The 26,725-nt window shown below is 65.1% G+C and carries 22 protein-coding genes; 14 read left to right on the forward strand and 8 right to left on the reverse strand.

Annotated features, from left to right (window positions below; translation table 11 throughout):
* Positions 1-11 precede the first annotated feature (11 nt).
* From mnmA to QF047_RS06420, 7 genes are all read left to right on the forward strand, one after another.
* Entirely contained in the window at positions 12-1,124 is a 1,113-nt protein-coding gene (gene mnmA, locus QF047_RS06390) for a tRNA 2-thiouridine(34) synthase MnmA (protein WP_373427796.1), read from the forward strand.
* A gap of 250 nt (positions 1,125-1,374) precedes the next feature.
* The gene (locus QF047_RS06395) at positions 1,375-3,018 is read left to right on the forward strand and encodes an ABC transporter substrate-binding protein (protein WP_306634488.1); all 1,644 of its coding nucleotides are present in this window, start codon (positions 1,375-1,377) and stop codon (positions 3,016-3,018) included.
* Between the two features lie 96 nt (positions 3,019-3,114).
* Complete coding sequence (locus QF047_RS06400) at positions 3,115-4,197, forward strand: ABC transporter permease (protein WP_307274947.1); 1,083 nt, start codon at positions 3,115-3,117, stop codon at positions 4,195-4,197.
* Positions 4,197-5,198 (forward strand): ABC transporter permease, encoded by a 1,002-nt coding sequence (locus QF047_RS06405; RefSeq protein ID WP_307274949.1) that lies wholly within the window; start codon positions 4,197-4,199, stop codon positions 5,196-5,198. The genes QF047_RS06400 and QF047_RS06405 overlap by 1 nt, the downstream gene beginning before the upstream one ends.
* On the forward strand, positions 5,195-6,910 hold the full coding sequence (locus QF047_RS06410; protein WP_307274950.1) for an ABC transporter ATP-binding protein: 1,716 nt from the start codon (positions 5,195-5,197) through the stop codon (positions 6,908-6,910). The genes QF047_RS06405 and QF047_RS06410 overlap by 4 nt, the downstream gene beginning before the upstream one ends.
* 148 nt (positions 6,911-7,058) lie before the next feature.
* Positions 7,059-7,466 (forward strand): chorismate mutase, encoded by a 408-nt coding sequence (locus tag QF047_RS06415; protein ID WP_307274952.1) that lies wholly within the window; start codon positions 7,059-7,061, stop codon positions 7,464-7,466.
* Between the two features lie 59 nt (positions 7,467-7,525).
* Positions 7,526-8,530, forward strand: a complete 1,005-nt coding sequence (locus QF047_RS06420) for a hypothetical protein (RefSeq protein ID WP_373427797.1) — start codon at positions 7,526-7,528, stop codon at positions 8,528-8,530.
* 4 nt (positions 8,531-8,534) lie between these two features.
* Here QF047_RS06420 and QF047_RS06425 read toward each other — a convergent pair whose 3' ends face one another.
* The 6 genes from QF047_RS06425 to QF047_RS06450 are packed head-to-tail and all read right to left on the reverse strand — an operon-like array spanning position 8,535 to position 14,792.
* Positions 8,535-9,248, reverse strand: a complete 714-nt coding sequence (locus tag QF047_RS06425) for a DUF4166 domain-containing protein (protein WP_307274954.1) — start codon at positions 9,246-9,248, stop codon at positions 8,535-8,537.
* Positions 9,249-9,295: 47 nt separating this feature from the next.
* The gene (locus QF047_RS06430) at positions 9,296-10,588 is read right to left on the reverse strand and encodes a DUF58 domain-containing protein (protein WP_307274955.1); all 1,293 of its coding nucleotides are present in this window, start codon (positions 10,586-10,588) and stop codon (positions 9,296-9,298) included.
* On the reverse strand, positions 10,588-11,628 hold the full coding sequence (locus tag QF047_RS06435) for a MoxR family ATPase (RefSeq protein WP_307274956.1): 1,041 nt from the start codon (positions 11,626-11,628) through the stop codon (positions 10,588-10,590). The genes QF047_RS06430 and QF047_RS06435 overlap by 1 nt, the downstream gene beginning before the upstream one ends.
* Positions 11,625-12,842 (reverse strand): DUF4350 domain-containing protein, encoded by a 1,218-nt coding sequence (locus tag QF047_RS06440; RefSeq protein WP_307274959.1) that lies wholly within the window; start codon positions 12,840-12,842, stop codon positions 11,625-11,627. The genes QF047_RS06435 and QF047_RS06440 overlap by 4 nt, the downstream gene beginning before the upstream one ends.
* Positions 12,839-13,486, reverse strand: a complete 648-nt coding sequence (locus tag QF047_RS06445; protein WP_307274961.1) for a DUF4129 domain-containing protein — start codon at positions 13,484-13,486, stop codon at positions 12,839-12,841. Before QF047_RS06445 ends, QF047_RS06440 begins: the two co-directional genes overlap by 4 nt.
* Positions 13,476-14,792, reverse strand: coding sequence for a hypothetical protein (locus tag QF047_RS06450; protein WP_307274963.1), 1,317 nt, complete (start codon positions 14,790-14,792; stop codon positions 13,476-13,478). The genes QF047_RS06445 and QF047_RS06450 overlap by 11 nt, the downstream gene beginning before the upstream one ends.
* A 182-nt stretch (positions 14,793-14,974) precedes the next feature.
* On the opposite strand from QF047_RS06450, the gene mtrA reads away from it, so the two are divergent.
* The 7 genes from mtrA (at position 14,975) to secA (ending at position 25,205) form a co-directional block, all read left to right on the forward strand.
* Positions 14,975-15,649 carry an MtrAB system response regulator MtrA gene (gene mtrA, locus QF047_RS06455; RefSeq protein ID WP_306634471.1) on the forward strand — a complete coding sequence of 225 codons (675 nt, stop codon included), beginning with the start codon at positions 14,975-14,977 and terminating at the stop codon, positions 15,647-15,649.
* Positions 15,624-17,534 carry an MtrAB system histidine kinase MtrB gene (gene mtrB, locus QF047_RS06460; RefSeq protein WP_373427749.1) on the forward strand — a complete coding sequence of 637 codons (1,911 nt, stop codon included), beginning with the start codon at positions 15,624-15,626 and terminating at the stop codon, positions 17,532-17,534. Before mtrA ends, mtrB begins: the two co-directional genes overlap by 26 nt.
* Positions 17,531-19,249 carry an LpqB family beta-propeller domain-containing protein gene (locus tag QF047_RS06465; protein ID WP_307274966.1) on the forward strand — a complete coding sequence of 573 codons (1,719 nt, stop codon included), beginning with the start codon at positions 17,531-17,533 and terminating at the stop codon, positions 19,247-19,249. The genes mtrB and QF047_RS06465 overlap by 4 nt, the downstream gene beginning before the upstream one ends.
* Positions 19,250-19,329: 80 nt before the next feature.
* Positions 19,330-20,253, forward strand: a complete 924-nt coding sequence (locus tag QF047_RS06470; protein ID WP_307274969.1) for a ComF family protein — start codon at positions 19,330-19,332, stop codon at positions 20,251-20,253.
* A 144-nt stretch (positions 20,254-20,397) separates the two neighbouring features.
* Complete coding sequence (hpf, locus tag QF047_RS06475) at positions 20,398-21,123, forward strand: ribosome hibernation-promoting factor, HPF/YfiA family (protein WP_306634465.1); 726 nt, start codon at positions 20,398-20,400, stop codon at positions 21,121-21,123.
* Positions 21,124-21,155: 32 nt separating this feature from the next.
* Positions 21,156-22,367 (forward strand): winged helix-turn-helix domain-containing protein, encoded by a 1,212-nt coding sequence (locus QF047_RS06480; protein ID WP_307274971.1) that lies wholly within the window; start codon positions 21,156-21,158, stop codon positions 22,365-22,367.
* Between the two features lie 99 nt (positions 22,368-22,466).
* Positions 22,467-25,205 (forward strand): preprotein translocase subunit SecA, encoded by a 2,739-nt coding sequence (gene secA, locus QF047_RS06485; RefSeq protein WP_307274974.1) that lies wholly within the window; start codon positions 22,467-22,469, stop codon positions 25,203-25,205.
* A 116-nt stretch (positions 25,206-25,321) separates the two neighbouring features.
* Here the strand turns inward: secA and QF047_RS06490 are convergent, their stop codons facing one another.
* Entirely contained in the window at positions 25,322-25,813 is a 492-nt protein-coding gene (locus tag QF047_RS06490; protein ID WP_307274976.1) for an Rv3235 family protein, read from the reverse strand.
* A 61-nt stretch (positions 25,814-25,874) separates the two neighbouring features.
* Entirely contained in the window at positions 25,875-26,705 is an 831-nt protein-coding gene (locus tag QF047_RS06495) for a LysM peptidoglycan-binding domain-containing protein (RefSeq protein WP_307274977.1), read from the reverse strand.
* Positions 26,706-26,725: the final 20 nt, after the last annotated feature.

Raw genomic sequence — 26,725 nt, forward strand, 5'->3', positions numbered from 1 at the left:
TTCTAGCAGCCATGAGCGGCGGCGTTGATTCCGCCGTTGCCGCCGCCCGCGCCGTCGAGGCGGGGCACGACGTCGTCGGCGTCCACCTGGCGCTGTCGCGCATGCCCGGTACGCTGCGCACTGGAAGCCGGGGCTGCTGCACCATCGAAGACTCGCGCGACGCCTGGCGCGCCTGCGACGTCTTGGGTATTCCTTACTATGTGTGGGATTTCTCTGAACGCTTCAAGGAAGACGTCGTCCAGGACTTCATCGACGAATACGCCGCCGGCCGCACCCCCAACCCGTGCATGCGCTGCAACGAGCGGATCAAGTTCGCCGCGTTGCTGGAAAAGGCCATCGCACTGGGCTTCGATGCCGTCTGCACCGGGCACTACGCCAAGGTCATCGAGGACGCGGACGGCAACCGGGAACTCCACCGGGCCGCGGACTGGGCCAAGGACCAGAGCTACGTGCTGGGCGTCCTGACGCACGAGCAGCTCAAGCACTCCATGTTCCCGCTTGCTGACACCCCCTCCAAGGCTGAAGTTCGTGCGGAAGCTGAGCGGCGCGGCCTGTCCGTGGCCAACAAGCCTGACAGCCACGACATCTGCTTCATCCCCGACGGTGATACCGCCGGGTGGCTCGCGGAAAAGATCGACATGACAACCGGCGACATCGTGGACGAAACCGGTGCCAAGGTGGGGGAGCATCCCGGCGCCAACGCTTTCACTGTGGGCCAGCGGCGCGGGCTGAAGCTGGGCACGCCGGCTGCTGACGGGAAGCCGCGCTTCGTCCTGGAAATCCGGCCCAAGGAAAACAAAGTGGTGGTGGGTCCCGAGGCGCTGCTCGCAATTGATGAAATCCGGGGCATCAAGGTGTCCTGGGCGGGTCTGCCCATCGCCGAGGTGGAAACCGGCCAGGACTTCGACTGCTACGCGCAAGTGCGTGCCCACGGGGATCCGGTGCCGGCGACGGCACGCATGGAGGTGGTCGGAGATGACGCGTCCGGGCAGCTGGTGGTCCGCCTGACCGATCCCCTTCGTGGTGTGGCACCGGGGCAGACAGTTGTCCTCTACCAGGGCAGCCGCGTCCTGGGCCAAGCCACTATCGACGCCGCCCGTTCGCTCCAGCGCGCCGAACTTTAGATCCGCAGCTTCCTGAACGCCGTCCCGGTTCCGCCGGGGCGGCGTTTTTGTTGCCCTCCAGCCCCCTTCTGGGTGCAAGCCGCGGGCTGTACTGCTGCAAGGTAAATTTTGTGTCTCAACTCACTAAATGGGCCGCCGTGAGGGTTGACTCTCTGATTGAATCGAGGCATCAGCACAGCGTGCTCCCGCTTGGCAAAAGGTATCCAGCAGTGGCTGGCGGACACGTACTCATCGAACAGAAAGTTCACAGATGACGAAGAGCATCAAGGCACTGCACGGCGCTATCGCGCTGGCAGGCATTTCCGCGCTCGCACTGACGGCCTGCACGGGCCCGTCCGGCGGTGGCGGTGGCAGCACGGCATCGGGGAATGGAAGCAGCGGCAGCGTCATTGCGTACGGCACCACCGACAAGGTCACCGCACTGGATCCCGCGGGCTCGTACGACAACGGCTCCTTCATGGTGATGAACCAGATCTACTCCTTCCTGATGAACTCCAAGCCCGGCGGCGCAGAACCTGCGCCAGACCTGGCGGAATCTGGCTCCTTCACCAAACCCACCGAGTTCACGGTCAAGATGAAGACCGGCCTCAAATGGGCCAATGGACACGTGCTGGACTCCAAAGACGTAAAGTTCTCGTTCGACCGCCAGACCAAGATTGCCGATCCCAACGGTCCTGCATCACTGCTGACCAACATCGAGTCCATTGCCACGCCTGATGCCGGCACGGTGGTATTCACGCTTAAACAGCCAAATGACCAAACGTTCGCGCAGATCCTGCAGAGCCCGGCAGCTCCGATTGTGGACGATGAGGTCTTCCCGGCGGACAAACTTCTCGCCGACGAGGAGATTGTCAAAGCCAAGGCGTTCTACGGCCAGTACGTCATTGATTCCTACAGCAAGAACACGCTGGTGAGCCTGTCGGCCTGGCCCGATTACCAAGGTGTCCTGGGCAAGCCGGCCAACGGCGGGGCCACCATCAAGTACTACACCGACCAGACCAACATGAAGTTGGAGGTCAAGGGCGGACAGATCGATGTAGCCAACCGCAGCCTCAGCGCTACGGACATCGACGACCTCAAAAAGGACTCCAACGTCAAGGTCAATATCGGGCCCGGTGGTGAGATGCGCTACATCGTCTTCAACTTCGACACCATGCCCTTCGGCGCAAAGACGCCGGAAGCAGATCCGAAGAAGGCGCTGGCAGTCCGCCAGGCCGCAGCCAACCTTGTGGACCGCCAAGCTATTTCGGACCAGGTCTACAAGGGCACCTACCTGCCCATGTGGTCCAACGTCCCCTCGGGTTTCCTGGGTGCCAACGAGTCCTTCAAGCAGGCCTACGGGGACGGCTCGGGCAAGCCCAGCCTCGACAAGGCCAAGAAAGCCATGTCCGACGCCGGTATCACCAGCCCCGTGAATATCAAGCTGCAGTACAACCCGGACCACTACGGCAAGTCCTCAGGTGACGAGTACGCCATGGTCAAGGACCAGCTGGAGAAGAGTGGCCTCTTCACTGTGGATCTGCAGTCCACGGAGTGGGTCACGTACAACGCGGCGTCCAAGAAGGACAGCTACCCGGTCTTCCAGCTCGGCTGGTTCCCGGACTTCAGCGACCCGGACAACTACCTGACGCCGATGTTCCCGAAGGGCGGTTTTTTTAAAAACCACTACTCCAACACTGATGTGGAAGCGCTGATCGCCAAGCAGCTTGTCACCGCCGACAAATCAGAGCGTGAGAAGACCATCCAGGACGTCCAGAACCAGTTGGCCAAGGACATCTCCACGCTGCCTCTGCTGCAGGGCGCGCAGGTTGCCGTGTCCGGGACCAGCGTGAAGGGCGTGGAGTCCACGCTGGATGCATCCTTCAAGTTCCGGCTGGGCACCGTTTCCAAGTAATCAGCAACACACCAGCGTAGGAGGCGGGGCCCTAGCGGTCCTGCCTCCTACCTGTTGGCCCCCAGACTCGTCGTTTCCATATCAAGCAGGGACAGCATGGCCACAATGATCGATACGCCGCCGCCAACGGTTGCGCCAGCCAAATCAAAATCCGCGGGAGGTGGCCTTGGGAGATACATCCTGATCCGCTTCCTGCTCATTTTCCCGACAATATTCATCCTCGTCACCCTGGTTTTCTTTCTGATGCGGATCACCGGCGATCCCATCACTGCAGCCCAGGGCGGACGCCTTCCCCAGGAGCAGATTGACGCGCTGATTCACCAGGCCGGCTACGACCGGAACCTCTTCATTCAGTACATCGAGTACCTCGGCCACATCGCCACGGGCAACTTTGGCAGGACCATCTCAGACGGGCGGCCCGTCATTGAGATGCTGGCTACTTTCGGCGCAGCCACGCTGGAACTGAGCGTTAACGCCTTATTGGTGGCGCTGCTCGTGGGAATTCCGCTGGGGATGTTCGCCGCGCACAAACGCGACAAGGTTCCCGACGCCTTCCTGCGGCTGTTCGCGATCCTCTGCTATGCCACCCCCGTTTTCTTCGCGGGCCTGCTGCTGAAGCTGATTTTTTCCGTGGGCCTGGGCTGGTTCCCGGTTGCGGGCCGCGCTTCCACCACAACGGAACTGGCAATGGGCAGGCTGGCAGCGCCCACCGGCATCTACTGGCTGGACGCCCTGCGCAGCAGCGATCTGGCGGCGTTTGGCGATATTGTCCATCACGCAGTCCTGCCCGCCGTCGCGCTGGGTTTGCTCACAGCCGGCGTCTTCCTGCGCCTGGTCCGCACTAACGTGATCGGCACCCTGGGCAAGGATTATGTTGAGGCAGGCCGGTCCCGCGGAGTCAGCGAATACCGGCTTGTCACCAAGCACGCCTATAAGCCGGCCCTGATCCCCATCATCACCGTCATGGGTTTGCAGATCGCGCTCATGCTCGGCGGCGCAGTGCTGACCGAGACCACTTTTGAATGGAAAGGCCTCGGGTATCAACTGGCGCAGTACCTCACCGCGCGGGACTTTGTGGCCGTCCAGGGCATAGTGATGCTGCTGGCTGTCATTGTGGCGGTCACCAATTTCGTGGTGGATATTGCCGCCGCCCTGATCGATCCGCGGGTGAGGTACTGATGAAGACGGAAGCCCTGCCCCATCCCAAGAAGCCATTGCTTGACCGGCTGCCGGTCGCGTCCCACATCCGCCAAAGCGTTGGTTTGCAGCGCACGATGCTACTCATCGGCGTCGTGCTGTGCGTCATTTTTGTGGTGGCCGCAATATTTGCGCCGCTGCTGGCACCCTACGGATACTCCCAGATTTCCGATGACGCCGGCTCGTTCCCGGCCCAAGCCGAACCTGGCGGCAAGCATCCATGGGGCACAACTGTTGGCGGCTATGACGTCCTCTCCCGCGTTATTTGGGGATCGCAGACAGCAGCGGCGGTGCTGGTGGCTGCCGTGTTGATGTCCATCTTCCTTGGGGTCTTCCTCGGACTCATCAGCGGCTACGTTGGCGGCTGGCTGGACCGGGTCCTGGTGGTGATCGCAGACGCCATTTACGCATTCCCCACGCTCCTTGTGGCGATCGTTATGTCCATCGCCATCAACAAGGGCCAGTCCAGTTTCTGGGGCGGAATCCTCGCCTGCGGGCTGGCGATCACGGCAGTGTTTGTCCCACAGTATTTCCGGGTGATCCGTGCTGAAACAATTCGGCTTAAGGCCGAACCCTTCGTTGAATCAGCCCAGGTTGTTGGCGCCTCCAGTGCAAGGATCATTGGCCGGCATATCTTCGCCAACGCCACCAGGACCCTGCCTCTGATCTTCACGCTCAACGCCTCCGAGGCCATCCTCACCCTTGCCGGCCTGGGCTTCCTGGGCTTTGGCATCGAGCCAAGCTCCGCAGCCGAATGGGGATTTGACCTGAACAAGGCACTGTCCGATGCATCCTCCGGTATCTGGTGGACCGGCGTGTTCCCCGGCTTAGCCATTGTGCTGACGGTGGTGGGGCTGACCCTGATGGGCGAGAGCATCAACGACCTGAACGATCCGCGGCTCCGTGGCCGCAAACGCGCCGGCGGCAGCTCCGCGGCGTCCGTGGCTACAGCGGCCATCGCAGCAGATGTGAGGAACTCATGACCGTCAACATCGATCCACCGCCGGGACAAGGGGCCGGCGCCGGCCATCCCGTTCTCGACATCGACCACCTCAAGGTCACATTCGCTACCGATTCAGGTGATGTCCACGCAGTGAAGGATGTCAGCCTCGAAGTCAGGAAGGGCGAAGTGCTGGCGATCGTGGGGGAGTCGGGGTCCGGCAAAACGGTCACCGCCAAAACCATCCTGGGCCTGCTTCCCGAGACCGCCACCAGTTCGGGCACAGTGCTGATTAACGGGGCCAACGTGATCAGCGTCAGCGCCGCGCGGCTGCGCCAGATCCGCGGCCGCGACGTGGCCATGGTGTTCCAGGAACCGTCCACGGCACTGAACCCGGTGTTCACTGTGGGCTGGCAGATCGCCGAAGGCATCCGGGCCCATGCGGGCAGCGGCGGTGGAAAGAGGGTTTCGGGCAAGGAAGCGAAATCCCGCGCCATCGAAGCGCTCCGCAAAGTAGGCATCCCCGATCCCGAGCACCGCGTCAACTACTATCCCCACCAGTTCTCCGGCGGCCAGAAGCAGCGGGTGGTCATCGCAGCGGCACTGGCACTGAATCCCGGCCTGATCGTGGCGGACGAACCCACCACCGCCCTGGATGTCACAGTCCAGGCCGAGATCCTGGAGCTGCTCCGGGACCTGCGCGACAAGTACGGCACGTCCATTGTGCTGATCACGCACAACATGGGCGTGGTGGCCGACCTCGCCGACCGTGTGGTGGTGATGTACCAAGGCGACGTGGTGGAGGAAGCGCCGGCGCGGAGGCTGTTTGCTGAACCGCGGCAGGACTACACGCGCAAGCTCCTCGCCGCGGTGCCGCACCTGGGGCACAATTCTGCGTCCGAGGGACTGACCAGCCGTGCCCACCAGGACGAGGAGATCCTGGTGGAAGCCGACAACCTGACCATCGAGTATCCGGGCAGGCTGGGAACACCGGCCTTCAAGGCCGTGGACGGGGTGAGTTTCACCGTGTCCCGGGGAGAGGTCTTCGGGCTCGTAGGGGAATCCGGGTCCGGAAAGACCACCATCGGACGGGCCATCGCCGGGCTGAACAGGACCACGGGCGGCAGCCTCCGCGTGCTGGGGTACGAAATGCTCAACCTGAAGGAGCGGACCTTCAAACCGCTCCGGAAGGACATCGGCTTCGTCTTCCAGGACCCCGCCGCCTCCTTCAACCCGCAACTGACCATCGGGGAATGCATCGCCGAACCCATGGTGATCCACACCAAGCCGAGCCCGGCACAGGCGCGCAAACGTGTCGGTGAGTTGCTCGAGTCAGTCCAGCTGCCGGCGTCGTACGCAAGACGCTACCCGCACGAACTGTCCGGCGGGCAGCGCCAGCGGGCCTCTCTGGCACGGGCCCTGAGCCTTAACCCGCGGCTGCTGATAGCTGACGAGCCGACGTCGGCACTGGACGTTTCGGTGCAGGCGAAGGTTCTGGAGCTGTTCAGGGACATCCAGCAGGAGTTCGGCTTCGCCTGCCTGTTCATCAGCCATGACCTTGCGGTGGTGGACATCCTGTCCCAGTGGGTGGGCGTGCTGTACAAGGGCAGGCTGGTGGAACAGGGCATCGGCAGCCAGGTCATGGGAAACCCGCAGCACGACTATACGCGGCGGCTGATTGCCTCCCTGCCGGTACCCGACCCCCAGGAACAGGCGCGGCGGCGGGAAGAAAACAGGGCACTGCTCGGTATCTGACGGACCACTGGCCCACGAGCCAAGGCCCGCTGCGCCACGCGGGCAGCGGGCCTTGGGGCTGGCCCGAAGCCAGCGCCGGTGCCGGCGCAATGCCGGCACCGGCGCTTAACAGCCGGTTGATTCCTTCGGCTGCCCATAGACTTGAACCATGACGCAGCACAACCTTCACGCTCCTGACTCCGACGACTACGATCCCTCAGCCAGCTCCCTGGCCGGCCAGGTGGACCAGTCGGTGATGGCTGAACTGCTGTCCATCCGTTCCAGCATCGACAACATCGACGCCACGCTGGTCTACCTCCTGGCCGAGCGCTTCAAGGCAACCCAGAAAGTGGGCTTCCTCAAGGCTGCCCACCGGCTCCCCGCCGGCGACCCCGGCCGCGAGGCGGCGCAGATCGCCAGGCTCCGCAAGCTGGCCGAAGACGCACACCTTGACCCCGCATTCGCGGAAAAGTTCCTGAATTTCATCATCGGCGAGGTCATCCGGCATCACGAGGCAATCGCCGAAGACCACCAGGCAGCCTCGGGACAGCACCCCCAGGCATCAGCCCTCGCGTGACCGGCGAACGGCACGAACCCGGCCCTGCAACCGGCGCGGGTGCGGCACCGCCGCAGGAAGTGACGGCCACCGGCCTGGGCCCCTGGCCGGGGGAAGACCCGGTGGAAGCAGCTAAAATTATCCGGGGTGAGCTGGGCAGCCCGCACCTTCCGTTCCTTGCCGAACTGCCGGACCGGGGCGTCGGCTCAGACGCCCTGGGACGTACGGCCGCCATGCTGGAAGAACTTGCCGTTGACGTGCAGCCCTACGGTTGGCGACTCGTGGACCGGCCCGGCAAGGACTTCCGCCGTGCTGCCTCCGCCCTGGCCACCGACATCAACGTCCTCGCCGATGTAGCCGGTGCCGAGGACAATCCCGCTGCCGAATTCAAAGTGCAGCTGGTGGGACCGCTCAGCCTGGCAGCCGGCCTGCACCTGCACAACGGCGAGCGTGCCCTGATCGACTACGGTGCCCGGCGGGACCTTGCCGCCTCACTCGCTGCCGGCGTGGGCCGCTACCTCTCCCGGGTGGCGGCAGCGGTTCCCGGTGCCCGGCTGGTGGTCCAGATCGATGAGCCCGATATTTCGGCAGTACTGGCCGGCACGATCCCCACCGCCAGCGGCTACCGCACCCTGCGGGCGGTCCCCTCCTCAGAAGCGCGGGAATCCTGGCGGGTGGTGCTGGACGCTTTGCGCGCGGCCGGTGCCGCGGAGATCGTGATTTCCGTTCCCGAGGTGGAGGCCCCGTTCGAACAGATCCTGGCCGCCGGAGCGGACGGTATTGCTGTTCCGCTGAGGGCTTTGACTTCCCGCCAGTGGGAGCAGCTGGCGGGAGCGGCGGAGGCAGGCAAGCGGCTCTGGATCGGTGTGTTGGACGCCGCAGGGGAGTCGCTGCCCAAAGTCCCTGGCTGTGTTGACGCCGTGTGGCGTCCGTGGCGGCAGCTGGGCCTGTCCCCTGAGGGGCTAAGCACCGTGCGGGTTACACCCTCGTCGGGACTCGCCGCCCGTACACCCGGACAAGCCACGGCAGTCCTCGGCCGGCTCACCCAGATAGCGGACGGGCTCAACCAGCTGGCGCAGGGCTAGGGCGTCAGACCCGGTTTTCCCAGCGGTCCGGCTGGGCGTAGCGCGGCAGGAAGCTCTGCGCGGAGCTTCCTCCGGTGTAGGGGCGCAGCCGGTAGTCAAAGCTGCCCGCATAGACCAGGACCAGGCCGATTTGGGGCTGGATCACCTTGACCTGGATGCGGTGCCTGCCGTTGCTTCCTTCGGCCGGGTCCCACCACTGCTCCGCATAGGCTTTCGCATCCAGTGCGGCGGGAAGCGGAATGCGGAGGCGGCCAAGAAACAGCCTCGAGGCTTCCGACACCCCGCGAAGCCGTCCCTCCGCCGTGACGCTCAGGTTCAGGTCCGTCACCAGGCGCCGGTACCGGCCAACATAATCAACCAGCTGGTGTGCCCCGTTCCGGCGGGTCCCGCTGGTGGTGTCCTGGAAGATCCGCGTGCGCCCGGGAAACCGGATTTCGCGGCGGGCCGTCAGGCTGGACCGGCCAAAGGGATCCTGGTGTGCGTGGTTCTCGATCCGGAACGGGACGTTCTCCCCGTACTCGGGAAAGAACGCTTCCTCACCGCCGGTGAGCCGCAGCAGGGGACGCAGCCAGTCCTGCCGGCAGCCCACCACGTCGAAGGTCCCCTCGCCCACACCGTACTGGCCGGAGCCCGGGGCGAGCGAAAAGTACTCCTGCAGTTCGGGCTGCAACCGGCCGTAGTCCGGTCCGAGGACCTGCTGGTATATGGGAATGTTCATGGAGGAACCTCCTCGTGACGCGGGCGGACAGGGGGCTTGCCGGACGTTCACAATCTACCTGCCGCCTTGAGCCTGATGTACATGTCGGCCAGCCGGGGCGGCAGTTCCTGCGGCTCTGCGTCCACCACCTCCACACCTTGCCGGCGAAGCTCTGCCGTCACTGCTGCCCGCTGCAGGAGCGAGCGTTCGGCGGCGGCTGCCCGGAAGACGCCGGCGGCACTGTCACGCTCCTGCAGCATCAGGCCGAGCTGGGGGTCCCGCACCGCTGCCACCACCACAACATGCTGACGGGCCAGTTGTGCAGCGGTGGGAATCAGGCCTTCCTCGGGTGCGCCGCCGTCCAGTGAGGTCAGCAGCACCACCAGGGACCGGTGCGCGGATACGGCGCGTACCTGCGCCGGGATTGCCTGCCAGTCCAGTTCGATGAGTTCGGCTTCCAGCGGCGCCATGGCCTGGACCAGTTGGCCCAGGAGGTTGCCCTGACCCGCTGATCCGGCCCTGGCCCGGGTGCGCCGGTCGAACGCCAGGAAATCAACCCTGTCCCCGCCCCGTTCGGCGAGGACACCCAGGAGCAGGGCGGCTTCCATGCCGGTGTCCAGCCGTGGCTCGTCGCCGATCCTCGCTGCGGATGTCCGCGATGTATCCAGGAGCATCACAACGCGGCGGTCGCGTTCCGGCCGCCAGGTGCGCACCACCACCGCGGATCGCCGGGCTGTTGCACGCCAGTCGATGGACCGGACGTCGTCGCCGCGGACGTAGTCACGCAGGGAGTCGAATTCCGTGCCGGCACCCCTGATCTGCACTGCAGCCTTGCCGTCCAGTTCGCGGAGCTTCCGCAGCTTGGAGGGCAGGTGCCGCCGGGAATGGAAGGGAGGGAGGACCCGCAACAGCCCGGGGCAGTCGATGGTCCGCTGGCGGGCCGCCAGCAGCAGCGGTCCGAAGCTTCGCACAGTGACATGCGGTGCCTTGAGGTCTCCACGCCGGATCGGCCGCAGGCGCACGGTTACCCGGCGGCTTTCATCGGCCGGAACCTCAAGATCCTGTACCGGATGCCGGGCTCCTGCAGAGGGCTGCCAGGCATCGCGGAGCGTTCCGCGCAGCCGCCGGCCGCCGTCGTTGGTCACGGTGAGTACGGACTCGGCGGTCCCATGCAAAGTCACGTTGCCAAGCTCCCGGCGCACGATGCGGATCCGGCGCGGGGAACCGGCCAGGACCAGGTCAACGGCCGCCAGGGCCGCCAGGCCGCCGGCCACGAGGAAGAATGTACCCCAGCCGGGCAGCAGCAGGACCGGTACCAGGCCCACCAGGACCAGCAGCACGAAACGCCCGGAGATGGCCATCAGCGCGGCACTGGAACTGAAGCCAGGATGCTGCCCAGCACGTCATCCACCCAGACCCCGTCCATCTGTGCTTCCGGCTGCAGCGTCACCCGGTGCCGCAGGCAGGGCAGCGCCAGGGCCTTGACGTCGTCAGGGGTGACATAGCTCCTTCCCGACAGCCAGGCCCAGGCGCGGGACGTGTTCAGCAGCGCCGTGGCACCGCGGGGCGAAACCCCAAGCTGGAACGACGGCGCCGAACGGGTGGCCCGCACCAGGTCCACGATGTAGGCGATGATCTCGGGTTCCACTGCCACAGTGGCCACCGCCTGCCGCGCGCGCTCGAGATCGGCGGCGCCCGCCACGGCACGGACGCCGGCGCCTGCCAGGTCGCGGGGATCAAAGCCAGCGGCGTGCCGCCGGATGACCTCGATCTCGTCGTGGCGCTCCGGCAGCGGCATGGTGAGCTTCAGCAGGAACCGGTCCAGCTGTGCCTCGGGAAGCGGATAGGTGCCCTCGTACTCCACCGGGTTCTGGGTGGCGGCCACGAGAAACGGCGAGGGCAGCGGGCGGGAGGTGCCGTCCACGGAGACCTGCCGCTCCTCCATGGCCTCAAGCAGTGATGCCTGCGTCTTGGGCGGTGTGCGGTTGATTTCGTCGGCCAGCAGGAGATTGGTGAACACGGGACCCTCCCGGAACGAGAATTCCGAGGTGTGCGAGTCGTGGACCAGGGATCCGGTGACGTCGCCCGGCATCAGGTCGGGGGTGAACTGCACCCTCTTGGTGTCCAGGCTCAGGGCGGCGGACAATGAGCGCACCAGCAGGGTCTTGGCCACTCCGGGCACACCTTCCAGCAGCACATGCCCCTGCGACAGCAGGGCGATCAGCATGCCCGTGACCGTGGCGTCCTGACCCACCACGGCTTTGGCCACCTCATGGCGCACATCCAGGAGGGCCTGCCGGGCTGAAGCATGCCCAGCCGGCTCATGCCCGTTCGAATTGTGCCCAGTGGAATCGTGTCCAGTGGAATCAAGGACCCGGGGGCCGCTGCCTTGTTCGCTCATCGGCTACTGACCTCTTTCTCTAGGGTGTTCAGTTCCCGCGCCCAGGTCACCAGCCGTGCCTCGGTGCGCGGATGTTCTTCAAGGAGCTGCTTGATGTCATGGGAGGGGCGGGCCAGGAACCGGGCCACCGCCTCCGCAGCTTCATCGGCGGTGGCGGCCGGGCCAAGGCGGAGTTTCCCTGCCAGCCGCACCAGTGTCCCGGCCCGCAGGTTGTCCCGCGCCCGATCGATGGCGTGCGCATCCTGATACAGGCGGGCCCGTCCCTCCGCTGTTTCCACTGCCTTGACCACCACGGGCAGGGGCTCGAAGACCAGCGGCCCATGCCGCCGGCCCCGCCACAGGATGGCCGCCAGTGCCACCAGGGCAAGCCAGGGCCCAATGAAGCGCGACCAGTCCGGTGCGAGCTCGTCGAGTGTTTGGGGGGAACCCGTGGTGTCCATGTCCGCAACGGACGGCAGGTACCAGATCAGGTCCGCCGAGCTGCCGAGCGTCCGGATCGCGAGGGCCGCGTTGCCGAGTTGGCCGAGTCCTTCGTTGCTGAGCACCGCGGTACTGCCCAGTACGGTGACGCGGCCATCGCCGCTGATGGCCAGCAGCCCGGCGGCGGAGCCGGCGGGCCGGTAACAGGACGTCCCGCCGTCGTACACGAAGCCCGACTCCCCGGTGACCTGGCCGGCAGCCGCGGCGTCCGGCAGGGAACAGCCGGGCTCCAATACCGGCGATGACTCGGGCACCACACCTGCCTGCCTGATACCGCTGTCCAGCATGGCAAGAGTCTGCAGCCTGGGCGCAATCACCACCACCCGGCCGGCCGCGTCTGCCAGCTCGAGCAGCCGGGCGTCATCGAGGAACCCGTCCCTGTCGTAGAGCAGGAGGGTGGGGGAGTCGCTGTCCGCCAAGCCGGCCATGGCTGCCTCAAAGCTTGTGGCGTCGGTGACCTTAACGCCGTGGCGGCCGAGGATCTCGCTGACTGCCCGTGCCCCCTCCGGCTCCGGGTTGTGGACTGACAGGGGAAGGCCGTCCCCCTTGGGAGCCAGTTGCCCCCAGACGACCAGGCCCAACGCGGCGGCAACCACGGCCGCCAGGGCCGCCATGCCGCGGTGCCGCCGGAGCCAGCGGAACGGCTTTCCTCCAGCCGCAGTCAGGGAGTCCGCGCCGGTGTTTTTGCCTCCCCGGGTTTCCGGTACTGCTACTTCCTGAACCGCTTCGGTCATGGCAGCACCGCCGCGTCCTGCGCCGCATCGTGCCGTAAGGGTTTGCGGGCCTCGAGATCGGTGTCGAGCCTTGTCATGGCCTTATAGTCAAGGCTGCCGGCCGCCCAGTTTCCGTAGCGGACTGCGTCGAAGGTCCTGGCCGCTTCATCCAGGCTCGCTGCTTCCGCAGGGAAGGGCCGGGACAGGGCCAGGGCGGCTTCGTCCGCGGTCCGGCCCGGCTGGGGTTCCAGCACGATGCGGTCTTCGGCCGAACGGACCAGTGCGCGGAAGCGGTCGACGACGGCGTCCCCCCACTTCCCGGCCGCAGCAGCAGCTTCTGCGCGCTGCCGGTAACCGGGGGCAGTGAGTGCGCTGTCCGGCTCGAAGACTTCCTTTGCCTGCCGGGCTTTGGGGTTCAGGCGGGGCCGGGCCAGGATTACGGCAACGGCAATGACCAGGGCGATGACAATCCCAATGACAGGGCTCGGCACCGGCGCATCGCTTCCCGGTGGCCCGTCCAAGGACCGCAGCCAGTCGAGGAAACCGCGCCACAGCGAGTCGAGCCAGCCAGGCTCAGCTTCCCGGTATTCGGATTTGGCCAGTTCCTCTGCGGCCCAGCGGCGGGCTTCCTCCGCTGTGGGCAGCAGAGGAGGCTCAGCGGACATCCGGCCAAACCCCGGCCTGGCCGGTTCCGGGAACCGTTCCCGGCCCCGTTGCAGCAATGCTGCGGCCCGGTATGCCGTCCGGATCCGCCCCGGTTTCCAGCTGGCGGAGCAGTGCGATGTCCAGGCCGTCCTTGCGCATCCGGAGATCCATGTAGATCAAGGCCATCACCGACGTCTGGAAGGCGTACCCCACGGCCCCTACCAGGGCACCCACGATGGCAGTGGCCACCCCTACAGCAACCGCCACCGTGATGTCCTGCTCACTGCCCGCGTGCGGTGAGAGGAAACCGGAGAGGAACGTGGGCAGCAGGCTCACCGGGATCATGACCACCTGCCCGATGATGCCCACCAGGATGCTGACCACCAGGGTGATCCCGAAGATCCGCCACCAGTTGGCGCGGGTCAGCGACCACGATCGTCGCAAGGCCTCAAGCGCACCCAGCTCTTCGATGACGACGGCGGCCGGCGCCACCATCAGCTTGATATAGATCCAGGTGAGCAAGGCAACAACAGCGGGAATCAGGGGGATGAGGAGCAGGATCCCCGCACGTTCCATGGTGGAGATCACCGCGACGGCCACGCCTGCGGGCAGTATGAACGCGAGCAGGCCGGCCAGCATCATCAACGCGGCCAGGCGGACCAGCGTCCAGGCCCGGGAACGGGCCAGGATCCACATCTGCCGGAATCCAGTGGGGCGGTTGAGGATGGATCGGGCCACCGGCACCACCATGGCTCCCTGGAGGACAGCCGAGATGAAGAGGGTCAGGATTGCAACCAGCAGGACGGCGGCCAGGAATCCGAAGCCGAGTGAGGCGAAGTCAGCCGGGGTGGCGCTTTCTGCCCAGGCTTCGATGGAGACCATCGATGTTGCCGTCACGACCGTGATCACAGCGGCAAGGATCGCAGCGAACGACTGGGCGAGGAGGGAAGCGCCGAGCATGGCTTTGGCGTTCCGCCGGATTGTCTGGAAGGAGCCGTCCAGGATCTCACCGAACATCAGGGGCCGAAGCGGGACGATTCCCGGTTTAGGCGGCGCCACGTAGCGGGGCTGGCCGTAGGGGGAGCCCGGGTAGGGAGGCTGGGGTGAACCCCAGGGCTGCTGCCCTTGCTGCTGGCCCCATTGGGGTTGCTGGCCCCACTGTGGCTGTTGACCCCATGCAGGCGGCTGGCCTGGCCCGGGCGGCTGGCCCCACTGTGGCTGTTGACCCCATGCAGGCGGCTGGCCTGGCCCGGGCGGCTGGCCCCACTGGGGCTGCTGCCCGCCCGGGCCCTGGGGCCGCTCCGCGCCCGGATCCTGTTCTGACACCCGTGTTCCTTCCCCCTGTACCAGTGCCTCTGAAGCCAGGCCCGGCCGCAACGGAACGGTGGGCACCGGGAACCTCCGGCAATGCTCCCAGCCTATAGTTCGGCCGCATGCCTACCTAGCGTTCCGCCATGCCGCAACGTCCTGAACAGGACAAAGCCTGTCTGATAAGGGAATATATAACTATGAAGGCACGCATTCTGGTGGTAGACGATGACGAAGCGCTGGCCGAAATGATCGGAATTGTTCTTCGCAATGACGGCTTCGAACCAGTCTTCTGCGGCGACGGCGCCAAGGCGCTCGACATTTTCCGTTCATCGAGGCCGGACCTGGTCCTGCTGGACCTTATGCTTCCCGGAGTGGATGGCATCGAGGTATGCCGGCAGATCCGCGCGGAGTCGGACGTGCCCATCGTGATGCTGACCGCCAAGTCGGACACCTCAGACGTCGTCCGCGGGCTTGAATCCGGCGCCGACGACTATGTGCCCAAGCCGTTCAAACCCGCCGAACTCGTGGCGCGCGTGCGCGCCCGGCTACGTCCCGGCGACCAGAAGGCCCCCGAAACGCTGAAGATCGCCGACATCACCATCGACGTCGCCGGTCACACGGTGAGCCGGGGCAACGAGCGGATTTCCCTGACGCCCCTGGAGTTCGATCTCCTGGTGGCCCTTGCCCGCAAACCGTGGCAGGTGTTCACCCGCGAACTGCTCCTTGAGCAGGTCTGGGGCTACCGCCACGCCGCCGACACGCGGCTGGTCAATGTCCATGTCCAGCGCCTCCGGTCCAAAATCGAGCAGGATCCGGAAGCCCCGGAAGTTGTCTTAACGGTGCGTGGTGTCGGCTACAAAGCAGGGGCCTGACCCCGCAGTTCCCCACGGGGGACCTGCAAACGAGCCCACCGCGGGAAGTTCTCCCGAACCCGCAGGCGGGCCCCGCCGGCCGGAGCACAACAGTGGCCCGGAACATACTGATGCCCGCACTGCAGGCCTGCAGCGGCTTTCCTTTCGGGCCAGGATCTGGCAACGGCGTGCCCTGATTGTCAGCCTGCGCGTCGCCCGGCTGGTGTGGACAGGGTTCCGCAGGTTCCTCCCGGCACTCCGCTATATAGGACGGGCACTGCAGCGGCGGTGGCGCCGGTCGCTGCAGTTCCGCACAGTCCTCACTACCCTGCTCCTGGCCGTCACGTCTTTCGCCGTGGTGGGCGCCTACCTTTCGAACCAGATCGCCAACAACCTCTTCCAGGAGCGGCTGACCCAGGCGGAGTCCGAGACGCGCTACAACGTCAAGCAGGTGCAGGACACGTTCGACGGCGCCCAGGTCACCGACCAGTCCAGTGTCATCACCCTGGTGTACGACACTCTGAACGCCGTGGAGGGGCGCGGCTCGGTGATCCAGCGGAGATACGTCTTTGAGGCCATGCCTGAACAGACGAAGCCGCGGAACCGCTGGGTGGAGTCACGGGCCTCTGACCAGCTGACGGTCAGCGTTATCCCGCCGGAACTGCGCAAGGCGGTCCAGGAATCGGGCAAGGACCAGTACTGGGCCTCAACCGTCATCCCGGTAGGGACCGAGGACCGTCCCGGTATCGCCGTCGGAAACAAGGTGACGTTCAACGGCACTGTTTATGAGCTGTACCTGATCTACGACCTCAACACCGCCCAGCAGACCCTCAACGAAATTCAAAGCGTACTGTGGGCCGGCGGAGCGGTGCTGGTCCTGATGATCGGTGCCATCGCCTGGTACGTCACACACAATGTGGTCAGCCCCGTGAGCCATGCCGCGATGGTCTCCGAAAAACTCGCCGCCGGCCAGCTGCAGGAGCGGATGGTGGTCCGGGGTGAGGACGAGGTGGCCCGCCTTGGTGCCTCCTTTAACCACATGGCCGCCAGCCTCCAGGAGCAGATCACCCAGCTGGCTACGCTGTCCCAGATGCAGCAGCGCTTCGTGTCCGACGTCTCGCATGAACTGCGGACGCCGCTGACCACAGTCCGGATGGCCGCCGAAGTGCTCTACGACGCGCGGGATGATTTCGACCCCATCAACAAGCGTTCCGCAGAACTCCTGTACAACCAGGTGGAGCGGTTCCAGTCACTCCTGTCGGACCTGCTGGAAATCTCCCGCTTCGATGCCGGTGTTGCCATGCTCGACGCCGAACCGGAAGACATCCTGCAGGTGGTGGCCCACGTGATCGAAGGCGCAGCGCCCGTCGCCGCCGAGTACGGCTCCGAGATCCTGCTCAGTGCACCGGCCGGTGCCGTCATCGTGGAGATGGATGCCCGACGGATCGACCGGATCCTGCGGAACCTCATCCTCAACGCTGTGGAACACGGAGAGGGGAAGCCGGTGACAGTCACCGTGGCAGCCAGCCAGACCGCCGTCGGGATCGCAGTCCGGGACCACGGCATTGGCATGGCGCCGGCCGAAGCCGCGCGGGTCTTCGACAGGTTCTGGCGGGCAGATCCTGCCCGAGCCCGCACCACCGGAGGCAGCGGCCTCGGGCTCTCCATCGCGATGGAGGACACCAAACTTCACAACGGGTGGCTGCAGGCATGGGGCAAGAAGGGCAGCGGTGCGAACTTCCGGCTGACCCTGTCCCTGCGCCAGGGGGAAGAAATCGACAAGTCGCCCGTGCAGCTGGAACCGAAGGACATCATCATTCCTGGCGAAACAGACAACAGGAACATGCTGGTCCTTGAGGCCGGCACTCCGCTTGCTCCGGCGGCCGCCCCGAAGGAGACCCCATGACGGGCCGCAGTACACCGCGGGCCAGGCTGGCGGCTTCATTGCTGGTGCTTCTGCTGGCCCTGCTGGCGGGCTGCGCCCGGATTCCCACGTCCGGGCCGGTGGGCAAAAGCAGTGAGAGCAGCGCGGGCAACCTCAGTGCGCCGGTATTCCTGCCGGCTGCGCCGCAGGCCGGGGCGCCACCGGAAACGATCATCGATTACTTCTACCGTGCCGGCAGCGGCTACGAGGACGACTACGCTGTGGCGCGCCAGTATCTGACGCAGGCTTCGTCCGTTTCGTGGAAGCCGGACCAGCGTGCCCTCGTCTACCGGGAAGCCAAGGTAGTGGCCGGCGAGGCCGAAAATGTGTACAACTACGAGCTCGACGTCGCCTACACCGTGGATGCCGACGGGATAGCAACCCAGTCGCCGGAAGGGACTATCGAAAAAATCCCCGTCACTGTCACCCAGGTGGACGGGCAATGGCGGATTTCTGCCCTGCCGGATGGAACAGCCATCGCCGAAGAAACCTTCAAGGTGATCTACGGTGCGTACCCCATCTACTTCTATGACCCCACGTTTACGTATGCGGTCCCGGACGTGCGCTGGTTTATCAAGAACAAGACCGTCAAGGCGATGACCAGTGCACTGCTCGCAGGGCCCGCGCCGTACCTGCGGGGCGCCGTGGCCAGCGCCTTTCCTTCAGGCATCAAGCTGGCCCGGGAGTCGGTTCCTGTTGTCTCCGGGGCGGCCCAGGTGGACCTGACCGCCAAGGAACTGACGGATACTTCGCCCGAAGACCGGCTACGAATGCAGATGCAGTTGACTTTGACCTTCCGCAGCCAGCCGGACGTGGTCAACGTCGAACTCCGCGCGAACCAGGACCTGGTCCGGGTGGAGGACAACGGCTCGGTCCTGCCGCCGGTAGTGGACAGGAGCGTGCCGTCGCGCCAGATTGCGGTGAGCGGCAACGATCTCGTGCGGTATGAGAACAACAGGATTTCGCCGCTGCCGGACATGCAGCCGGTGTCCTCGCTCGCGCCGCGGTTCCCCGCCGAATCGCCGGCATCGCAGACGGCAGCCTTCCTCAACGACAGCCGCACCACCCTGTACAGCATCAACCCCGGCCAACCTGCACGGGCGCTCACCACACGAAGCACCCTGACCCGGCCGTCCTTCGGCCTTAGCGGCTGGCTGTGGTCGGCGGGACCCGGGGCTGAGGGGGGAACTGAAGTTGTCGCGTTCCGGCCCACAGGAGTGGCGGAGGGAGCCACCGTACCCGCGGTCACGCTGACGCCGGCCTGGCTGGCAGGACGGACGGTCAAGGACTTCCGGATCTCCCGCGAGGGAGTCCGGGCGCTGGTGATTTCCGAGCAAAACGGTAAAACCCGGGTCCAGGTAACCGGCGTCATCCGGGGCGGCGACGGGACTCCCCGCGAGCTCACGCCACCCGTTACGCTGGCCACCGAAAGCGGACCGGACCAGGGTGTGTGGGTCAGCGATACCACCGTTGCCGTAATGAAGGGGGCCGCCGGTTCGAACGTCACCCCGGAGTTGCTCTCGCTCACGTCGGGGCAGCCGCAGCAACTGGCCCCCTGGCCGGGACTCGTGGCCCTCAGCGCCGGCAACGGTCCGGAGGAAATCTACGCACAATCCGGGGAGGGCGTCTTCCAGCGGCTGGGCAACGGCTGGTCGCCGCAGATCAAGGGACCTATCGATCCGTCGTTCCCCGGCTGAACCGGGTGTTCTTTCCGGTCCTGTCCACATAGGCCTTTGATGGCGTGTCCGTCAGCGGCGGCCGGGCAGATGCTTGATCCGTGAGCAACAGACTTAGGGCGCCGGGCAGGGCACCACGGACCGTCCGGGTCGATCCGGACCTCGTCCCGCCGGCGGAGCGGCACGCCAGGCACCGGTCCGATCACCAAAGCGCCTTGCTGCGCCTGGTCGATCAGGCTGCGGGTGCAGCCGGGGACCTCCTCGCGCTCGCTGTTCCAGTGGACTGCGTGTGCTGCGGAGCCGAAGACCGTGCGCTGTGCATCGCTTGCGACCGCAACATCCGCCGGCTGACGCACGAGCCCTTCCGGGCTGAGCGCGGAGCTCCTGCCCTGATGGACGTCGATGGGACGGTGCTGTTGCCAGTGGTGGCCGCAGGCGTGTACAGGGAGGAACTGGCGCAGGCCCTCCTTTCTTTCAAACGGCACGGCCAACACCAGCTCGGGGACAGCCTCGGCCGGGCGCTCGCCGGCGCCGTTCGAGCAGCAACGGACGGCGCGGAGGGGATCTGCCTGGTGCCCGTGCCCACCAGCAACGCAGCGTTCCTGAAGCGTGGCTTCAGCCCGGTCCACCTGCTCTTGCGGAAGGTGTCGCGGCAGCTCCCGGAACTTCGCGTGGCGCACGTGCTGGAAAAGAGCGGAACGAGCGTTCTACAGCTGCCCGGAGGCCAAAAAGGCCTGGACCGTGGCGGCCGTGCCCGGCGGGTGCGGGGGTCCATGCGTGTCCACCAGCGGGGCCGGAAACGGCTGCCCGGCCACCGCTGCGTCATTGTCGACGACGTCCTCACGACAGGCGCGACACTCTCGGAAGCGGCCCGGGCGCTGCACTTGGCGGGGGCCGTCGTGGCAGGCGCGGTGGTCCTCGCCGCGACACGCGCGCCGGACTCTGCCGGCTCCGGCGCCGCATCCGCTGAAGCCCGGGGAGAGGGGCATGACTTGGAAAAAAATAAACCAGGAAAGGATGAATAACCGATGGCTATGAACTAACGTCGGTGGTGGGTACCAAGAACAGAATGTACCTGTCGATGGCGGCTCGGAAAGGGGCTTGACTGTCAAACAGATCGGCCCAGCGAAGTGCTGCCGTCGTGTCACCGAAGTCATTTGGAGGGCACCATGGAGTTTATGATCAGCGGACGAAATCTGACAGTTTCAGACCGGTTCCGCGAATATGCCGGGGAGAAGATCTCGAAAATTGAGTCGCTGGGGGACAAGGTCCAGCGCGTCGATGCAAAAGTTTCAAAGGAGACCAACTCACGGCAGACCGGCGACCAGCTGACTGTTGAAGTGACCGTCCTGGGCAGGGGGCCGGTGATCCGTGCCGAAGCAAGCGCCGCTGACAAGTTCGCTGCATTCGACCTCGCATACAACAAGCTCCTCGAGCGCCTCCGCCGTGCCAAGGACCGCAAGAAGGTCCATCACGGACGCCACACCCCAAAAGCTGTCCGTGAAGCCACCGCCACGCTGGAACCAGCCAGCGCCAACGAACCGATATATGCCGAGGCGAGCCACCGCGACGACGTTGCGCCGGCCCCCGCAGAAAAGTCTCCCTATGATGTCGATAATGACATCCCGGCCGGGAATTCTCCGGTCCTGATCCGGCGCAAGGTCTTCCCGGCCGCCTCGCTTTCGCTCGACGATGCCGTGGACAACATGGAACTTGTCGGCCACGATTTCTACCTTTTCGTGGATAAGGCTACGAATACCCCGTCTGTCGTCTACCGGCGCCGCGGCTGGACCTACGGGGTCATCACCCTGGACCACGAATGCGAACCGGGCGACACTTTGGTTGAAGAAAAAATTCTCGCGTACCGTTCTGACGACGCAGCAGCCAACGCCTAGGGTGGTAAACACCACCCATTGAGAGGACTGATGTGGCCACGCTGAGCCTGGACCAGGCCCGGCGGATCGCTTTGGCAGCACAAGGACTCGACAAAGGACGGCCCACCGGACCCGTGTCATCACGGACGGTGGGCCGGACCTTTGCCCGGCTCCAGCTTGTCCAGATCGATTCCGTCAACGTCCTCGCCCGCAGCCACTTCCTCCCTTTCTTCTCCAGGCTCGGCAACTACGACCGCAGCATCCTCCAGCGGATGTCGGCCACCCACCCGCGGCGCATGATGGAGTACTGGGCGCATGAAGCCAGCTACATCCGGCCCGAGCACTTCTCCGACCTTCGCCTGTGGCAGAAACGCTCCTGGGTGGGTGCCCACAGCATGGATCCCGCCCTCCGCGCCACCATTTCCGCGCGGATCCTGGACATGCTGGCGACGGCACGCCCTTTGACTGCCGCCCAGATTGCGGACAGGATCGGCCATGTCGAGGAAAAGCAGAACGCCAACTGGGGCTGGAACTGGAGTGCGGTCAAGAGGGTACTGGAGCACCTCTTCGAAGAGGGCCTCGTTTCGGCGGCCTCCAGGACGGAGCAATTTGAGCGGCGGTATACGCTCACCGCGCGGGTGCTTCCCCACCATCAAATTGTGGAGCCGGCGCAAGCTGACCCCGTTCCGGCCCTGCATCGGCTGATTGATGCGGCCGCGGAAGCCCACGGGATCGGCACCGTCAGGTGTTTCGCCGACTACTTCCGCACTCCTGTCAAAGCCGCGGCGGCGTCAGTGGAGCATCTGGTGGAGTCCGGCAGGCTGCAGCCAGTGACTGTCACGGGATGGAACCGTGAAGTCTTCCTTCACTCGGCGGCCAGGCTGCCACGGAGTGCGACGGGCCGGGCCCTGCTGAGCCCGTTCGACTCCCTGGTCTTTGAACGGCGCCGGCTCGAGGAACTGTTCGGCTTCCACTACCGGATCGAGATCTACACGCCGGAACACAAGCGGCGGTACGGCTATTACGTTCTTCCCTTCCTCCTGCGCGACCGGATAGTGGCACGGGTGGACCTGAAGGCCGACCGGGCAGGCGGGACACTGCTCGCCAGATCCGCCTTTGCCGAGCCTGGCGCCCCGCTGGACACCGCCGTCGAACTCGCCGCGGAGCTCCGACTGATGGCGGACTGGCTGGGACTGCCCGGCGTGGAGGTCTGCCCGCAGGGCGATCTCGCCGGGGAACTCGGCCGGGCTGTGGCCTGCGGATAGCCCGCGGTCCGCTCTGAGGGAAAACAAGCACCGGTCCCGTGTCTCTCCCGTAGACTAAAAACGCCAGAATTCGGCGGCAACGACTGGGAGCATCTTCACGTGGCATCACTTATCGAAAAACTTCTCCGCACGGGTGACAAGAAAACCCTCCGGCAACTGCGGAACTATGCCGATTCCATCAATGCCCTTGAAGATTCATTCAAGACCTTCACGGATGCCGAACTGCGCGAGGAAACGGACCGGCTGCGCGAACGCCACCAGGACGGCGAGAAGCTTGACGACCTGCTTCCGGAGGCCTTTGCCGCGGTCCGGGAAGCGTCTTCACGCACCCTGGGCATGCGCCATTTCGATGTCCAGTTGATGGGCGGCGCCGCGCTGCACCTGGGCAACATTGCAGAAATGAAGACCGGTGAAGGCAAGACCCTGGTGGCAACTGCTCCTGCCTACCTCAATGCGCTTACCGGCAAGGGTGTCCACGTCGTCACCGTGAATGACTACCTGGCTGAATACCAGTCCGACCTCATGGGCCGGGTGTACCGTTTCCTTGGCCTTACCAGCGGGTGCATCCTTTCAAACCAGGATCCCGCGGTCCGGCGCGAGCAGTACGCCGCCGACATCACGTACGGCACCAACAACGAATTCGGTTTCGATTACCTCCGCGACAACATGGCCTGGGACAGGGCCGAACTGGTCCAGCGCGGGCACAACTTCGCCATCGTTGACGAAGTGGACTCCATCCTCATTGACGAGGCACGTACGCCGCTCATCATTTCCGGGCCGGCCCAGGGCGACACCAACCGCTGGTACAGCGAATTCGCCAAGGTGGTCCTGCGGCTGCAGTCCGAGAAGGATTACGAGGTTGACGAGAAGAAGCGTACGGTCGGTGTCCTGGAAAGCGGCATCGAAAAGGTTGAGGACTACCTCGGAGTCGAGAACCTGTACGAATCGGCCAACACGCCCCTGATCGGGTTCCTTAACAACGCCATCAAGGCCAAGGAACTTTTCAAGCGGGACAAGGACTACGTCATCCTTGACGGCGAGGTCCTGATCGTTGACGAGCACACCGGACGTATCCTCGCCGGCCGCCGCTACAACGAGGGCATGCACCAGGCCATTGAGGCCAAAGAGGGCGTTGAGATCAAGGCTGAGAACCAGACGCTGGCCACGGTGACGCTGCAGAACTACTTCCGCATGTACCACAAGCTCTCCGGCATGACCGGTACTGCCGAGACCGAGGCAGCGGAATTTATGGGTACCTACAAACTCGGAGTGGTGCCTATCCCCACCAACCGTGACATGCAGCGGATCGACCAGGCGGACCTGGTTTTCAAGAACGAGACCGTTAAGTTCGACGCCGTCGTCAAGGACATCGCTGAGCGGCACGAAAATGGCCAGCCGGTGCTCGTGGGTACCACCAGCGTCGAGAAAAGCGAATACTTGTCCCGGCTCCTCGCCAAGGAAGGCATCCGCCACGAGGTCCTGAACGCGAAGAACCACGCACGGGAAGCTGCCATTGTGGCCCAGGCGGGCCGCAAGGGCGCCGTCACCGTTGCAACCAACATGGCCGGCCGCGGTACCGACATCATGCTCGGCGGCAATGCCGAATTCACCGCCGTGGCCGAGCTGGCAAAGCGCGGCCTCGACCCGGAAGAGAACTCGGAGGAGTACGAGTCCGCCTGGCCTGAGGCCCTCGAAGGTGCAAAGCAGTCCGTCAAGGACGAACACGAGGAAGTCCTGAACTTGGGCGGCCTGTACGTGCTGGGCACCGAACGGCACGAATCCCGGCGCATCGACAACCAGCTCCGCGGCCGTTCCGGCCGTCAAGGTGACCCGGGCGAATCCCGGTTCTACCTTTCGCTTACCGACGACCTCATGCGCCTCTTCAACTCCGGCGCGGCGGAACGCCTGATGAACAGCTCAGTGCCGGACGACGTCGCGCTGGAATCCAAACTTGTCTCGCGCGCCATCGCTTCCGCGCAGGGCCAGGTGGAGGGGCGCAACGCCGAGCAGCGCAAGAACGTCCTGAAGTACGACGACGTCCTCAACCGCCAGCGCGAGGCCATCTACAGCGACCGCCGCCGGATCCTTGAGGGCGACGACCTGCACGAAAAGGTGCAGTTCTTTGTGGAGGACACCATCACCGCGCTCATCGACGCTGCCACGGCGGAAGGCAACGGCGACGACTGGGACTTCCACCAGCTCTGGACCAACCTCAAAACGCTCTACCCCGTCAGTGTCACACCTGAAGAGATCATCGAGGAAGCCGGCGGAAAGTCCAGGCTCACCGTCGAGATGCTGAAGGAAGAGCTGTTGTCCGACGCCCGTCTGGTGTACCAGTCCCGGGAAGAGGCGATTGGCTCCGAGAGCATGCGCGAGCTGGAGCGCCGGGTAGTCCTGTCAGTCATCGGGCGCAAATGGCAGGAACACCTTTATGAGATGGACTACCTCAAGGAGGGCATCGGCCTGCGCGCCATGGCCCAACGTGACCCGCTCGTTGAATACCAGCGTGAGGGCTTCGCCATGTTCCAGAGCATGATGGAGGCCATCCGCGAGGAAAGCGTTGGTTTCCTCTTCAACCTTGAAGTGGAAGTCACTCCTGCCCAGGACGTGGTTGTTGCGGACGACCAGGGCGGGCACACAGAGCACGTTGAGCCGCAGGTTCGGGCGGCCGGCCTGGAAGCACCGGCGCAGCCTGCCCAGCTGCAGTACACGGCGCCCCGCGAGGACGGCGGTACGCAGACCCGGGTGGAAACGCGCTCTTCGGGACGTTCGGGTAACCCGGCCAAGGCAGCGGCCCAGGACGCTGCCAAGCGGCCTGCCAAGAAGAAGAAGCGCTGACCGCACGCTGAGCAAGCCGGCGGACAGGTAAGAATAAGGAGCAGGGCCGGGATGTATTTCCCGGCCCTGCTCCTGTTTGTAGACAGTTCCGGTAGCGCTCCGGGGACGCGGGTCCCTCAGCCAATGACAAGTTCAGTGACGCGCCATACCTGCTTGCTTCGCTCCAGTCGGACGGCCACGGCCCGGGCACGGACGTCGTCCATCACTACTGCACTGGCCTCGTAAATTCCCTCAGCCACCTCGCAAACGCGGACCGAGCGGACACTGGAATTCCTGTGCAGCCGTGCCAGAGTGGGATTGTTGGTCCGGGCCGCTTCGCGTCGAATCAGGCAGGCGCGGTGCTGCAGCGCCGACAGGCACCGTGGATCGAGCCTGCGGGCGAGTTGGTGGACCGGGCGGATTCCCGCCAGGACTTCCATGGCGGCCTGAACCGTCCCGCGGGTGATGGCACGCACCTCGGACAGCTCATCAACGGGCCGCAAACCTGCAGGAGTTCCCGTTTGGACTGGCGCTAAGCCGCGGCCAGGAACCGGCACCACATGCCGGGGCGGCGGATCCTCGGCCCTGCCAGGTCGCTGTCCGGCCCTGATCGGTGTCACTGCAGTCATTGCTTTCCCCTTAGTTTGCGGTGGTAGTAAGCGCCGGGATTCTTGCGAGCCCGGCCCGTGGTTATTTCGCGGACGGCGGCTGAAGAATTTGCCCCGGAAGCAGCGCATCGGGATTCTGGCCGATGATGGCACGGTTGGCCTCGAACCATCGCGGCCACTCCAGAGCGACCTCCACATCTGTTGCTCCCGGCCCCATGGCCGATGCGGCGATGTCCCACAATGTGTCCCCGGAGAGGACCGTCACGGATGCGGCTCCCGTTCCGGCGCTATCGACGATGCGCGACGCGGGAGCCACTAGGAGCCCTGGACTGACCACCGGGGCGGCAGGCTGCCAGCCCGGCTCAACTGTGGACGGGGCAGCTGCGTTGTCCTTCCGGGCTTCCTCAAGCGGTTGATGGGCTATCCGCGGGTCGGTGCTATCTCCACCATCTTCGGGACCTGCTGAGCCGGTGCCGGTTCCAGGATCCGTCGGGGCGGTTGATACGTGCTGTTGGGTGGGGGCCCACTCCGGTCCCGGACCCGCCGTATCTGCATGCGCGGCTGGCCCCGCCACCAGTTGGACCGAGAGGGCGGCAAGAACAAGCCGCTGCATAAATGCCGGGGACAGCCTGCGCGTTGCAGCAGCGGCGCGAATTTTGCCCATCCGGTCCAGAACAGTTGAGGCTCCGGCCAGAAGCAGGGACAGAAACCACCAGCCAACCAGGAGCGCTCCACTCACTGCTGCCGCTGCTGCCAGCAGGTCCTCTGCCTGGAGTCCCTGGCGACCAGCCCCGGACTTCTGCCATTGCTCAAGCAAACCGGCGCCGACAACAAAGAGCAGTACACCAAGCAGCAGGATGGCCACAGCGCTGATGGCATCCGTCCAAGTATTCGATCCAGCTTTCTTTGCCATCAGGTGTCCCTTTTGATGCA

This window comes from Arthrobacter sp. W4I7, from assembly GCF_030816215.1.
Classification (GTDB): Bacteria; Actinomycetota; Actinomycetes; order Actinomycetales; family Micrococcaceae; genus Arthrobacter; species Arthrobacter siccitolerans_A.